The 3,242-nt window shown below is 65.7% G+C and carries 3 protein-coding genes; all 3 read right to left on the bottom strand.

The features are described 5' to 3' along the window. Window positions 1–110: 110 nt before the first annotated feature. A complete protein-coding gene (locus tag ACESMD_RS15625; protein ID WP_372614781.1) occupies window positions 111–713 on the bottom strand; it encodes a 2-hydroxychromene-2-carboxylate isomerase in 603 nt (200 codons plus the stop codon). A gap of 58 nt (window positions 714–771) precedes the next feature. Next, on the bottom strand, window positions 772–2,289 hold the full coding sequence (locus tag ACESMD_RS15620; protein WP_372614779.1) for a malonyl-CoA synthase: 1,518 nt from the start codon (window positions 2,287–2,289) through the stop codon (window positions 772–774). After that, window positions 2,286–3,242 (bottom strand): malonyl-CoA decarboxylase domain-containing protein (locus tag ACESMD_RS15615; protein WP_372614777.1); only part of this gene is annotated, 957 nt, incomplete at its 5' end. The genes ACESMD_RS15620 and ACESMD_RS15615, both read right to left, overlap by 4 nt.

Below are 3,242 nucleotides of genomic sequence, written 5' to 3'. Positions count from 1 at the left end.
CTGGCCCTCGAGGATCACGCTGCCGCGCCAGTCGACCACGGTCCCGAAGACATCGAACGCCAGCGCCCTGACATCGGATTGGCTACGAGACCTGGACGACGCCGGCCGCCTCAAAGCTCCCCGGCCAGGGCCTTTTCCACCAGGTCGAGGCGGTCCTGGCCCCAGAAGGGCTGGCCGTCGACGACATACCAGGGCATGCCGAAGCAGCCATCTGCCATGGCCCGTTCACAGGCTTCTTCCAGCCGTTTTTCGGCCTGGTCCGACCCGGCGTCGTTCAGGAGTTTCTGGCCGTCCAGACCGACAGCGTTGGCGATCTCGATCAGGGTGGCGGAGTTCCCTACATTGCGTTCCTCGACCCAGCAGGCGCGCATCACGGCCAGCGAGAACTCGGCGATATCCTCACCTCGGGCCTTGGCCGTCAGGGCCATGCGCGCCGCCGGGCGATCATCCGCAGGGAAGTGCTTCGGCTCGGGATTGAGGGGTACGCCGAGCAGGCCAGGCCAGCGCTTGAGTTCCACCATGCGGTAGGCCTGGCGCTCCGGGGCCCGCTTGGGCAGGGGGAGTCCGCCGGTCTTGGGGAAGATGAGCGCCCCCGACACCGGCACATAGTCGATGGTCGCGCCCTGGCGGGCAGCGATGTCGGCGAGGTGCTGGTGGCCGAGGTAGCTCCATGGCGAGACATGACTGTAGTAGTAGGTGATGACCTTCGACACGATAGTGTCTCCTTGAGGTGTGGGTTCTGTTATCCGCGGTGATGGCGACCCTCTCGGATCAGCGGTAGATGTCCTTGAACTGCTCCCGCAACTGGTTCTTCTGCACCTTGCCCATGGTGTTGCGCGGCAGGGTGTCGACGAAGAAGACCCGCTTGGGCTGCTTGTACTTCGCCAACTGGCCCTGCAGGAAAGCGAGCACCCCGGCCTCGTCGAGATCGGCGCCGGCCTCGGGAACGACCACGGCGGTGACGCCTTCGCCGAAGTCCGGGTGGGTGACGCCGATCACCGCGGACTCGCCGACACCCTCGAGTTCGTCGATGACCTGCTCGACCTCCTTGGGATAGACATTGTAGCCCCCCGAGATCACCAGGTCCTTGTCGCGGCCTACGATGTGAACATAGTCTCGCTCGTCGACCATGGCCAGGTCACCGGTGATGAAGAAGCCGTCCTCGAGGAGTTCCTCGCGGGTCTTCTCGGGCATGCGCCAGTAGCCGATGAAGACATTGGGGCCGCGTACCTGAAGCATGCCGATCTCGCCCGGGGGCACTTCCTCGCCCGTCTCGCGGTCGGTGATGCGGACCACCACCCCTGGCAGCGGGAATCCCACGGTGCCGGCGCGGCGCTCCCCCTCGTAGGGGTTGGAGGTGTTCATGTTGGTCTCGGTCATGCCGTAGCGCTCGAGGATAGCATGGCCGGTCTTCTGCTCGAAAGCCTGGTGGGTCTCGGCGGTCAGCGGGGCCGAGCCGGAGACGAACAGCCGCATGCTGGCGGTGGCCTCCGGCGTCAGGCGCTCATCCTGTACCAGGCGGGTATAGAAGGTGGGCACGCCCATCAGCACCGTGCCGCGGGACATCTCCTCGAAGATGACATCGGCGTCGAACTTCGGCAGGAAACGCATGCTGGCGCCGGCCGTCAGGGTCACGTTGCAGGCGACGAAGAGCCCGTGGGTGTGGAAGATCGGCAGGGCATGGATCAGGCGATCGTTTTCGCTGAAGTGCCAGGTCTCGGCCAGAGTGGCCGCATTGGACCCCAGGTTGCGATGGGTCAGCATGGCGCCCTTGGAGCGGCCGGTGGTGCCCGAGGTGTAGAGGATCGCCGCCAGGTCGCGCTCGCCCAGGGTGACGATGTCCTCACGCGGCCTGGCCTTGCCGGCGGCCTCCATGAGGCTGCCGTCGCGGCGGTTGCCGAGGGTCTCCACCGCCGGGCAGCCGCTCTCTTCGGCGATCTTGCGGGCGTCGTCCAGGGTCGTCGGCCGGCAGACGAAGAGGGCGGGTTCGGCATCGGTCAGGAAGTAGCGGATCTCTTCCCCGGTGTAGCCGGTGTTGAGCGGCAGGTAGACACCGCCGATCTGCAGACAGGCCAGGTAGAGCAGGATCGCCTCCGGGCTCTTGTCGACCTGGACCGCGACTCGGTCCCCCGGGCTCACGCCCAGATCGGTCAATGCGCCAGCGAGGCGCCCAGTGGCGGCTAGTGCCTCGGCATAGGAGTAACCGTGACCCTCGCGGGTGGTGATGAAGTCGGCGTCGCCGCGCTCGTTCATGCGCCGGGCGAAGGTTGCGAAGAGGTTGTGATTCATTTTGTGCTCTCTCCCTTGGCCAGCTTCCTGGCGCGGCGAACGAGGTCGCGGACCTCGCTCGAGCGGGCCACCTTGGCATTGGCGATGTAGTTCTCGTGGTTGCGTTCGATGTCGTCGAGCACATAGAGGTAGTTGACCATCATGCCGGCGGCCTGCTTCAGCCCCTTGCTAGAGACATCCCCGAGCCAGTTGATGCGGTGGAGCTCGGCACCGTTGCCCAGATGGAAGCGGGCCACCGAGTTGAGCGGCAGGCCGCGGGCGTTCTTCTCGTCGACCAGGTAGCGCGCGGCCAACGGCTTGATGACCGCCTTGAGCGCCTTGGCGCGTTCGGGGTCGCGGTGCCACTCGGGGTCTTCCAGCTCGGCGAGGCTCTTGCGTACCGAGTCGGGCAGGCTGTCGTCCTCGCGCCGTTCGGCAAGCCAAGGGCCGAAGCCGGGGACCGGCGAGAGCGTGACGAAGTACTTGAGTTGGGGCAGTTCCTGCTTGAGTTCCTGCACCACTTGCTTGATCAGGAAGTTGCCGAAGGAGATGCCGCGCAGGCCGGTCTGGCAGTTGCTGATGCCGAAGAACGCGGCAGTGTCCGCCGATTCGGGGTCCTCGATCTCGTGGCGCTCGCCCGAGAGGATCGGCTGGATCTTGTTGGGCAGCCCCTTGTGCAGGGCCACCTCGACGAAGATCAACGGCTCGTCGCCGATCGCCGGGTGGAAGAAGCCGAAGCAGCGGCGATCACGGGCATCCAGGCGCCGGCGCAGGTCGTTCCAGTCCTGGATCTCGTGCACCGCTTCGTAACGGATGATCTTCTCGAGGATCGAGGCCGGGGTGTTCCAGTCGATGCGCTTGAGCATCAGAAAGCCACGGTTGAACCAGGAGCCGAAGAGGTGGGCGAAGTCGGCATCGATGGCGGCGAACTCGGGACGGTCCCGTAGCCATGTCAGCATGTCCTGGCGCATGCG

The sequence above is a fragment of the Halomonas sp. genome, assembly GCF_041689495.1.
Taxonomy (GTDB): domain Bacteria; phylum Pseudomonadota; class Gammaproteobacteria; order Pseudomonadales; family Halomonadaceae; genus Halomonas.
This window is presented reverse-complemented; position numbering and strand designations above follow the sequence as displayed.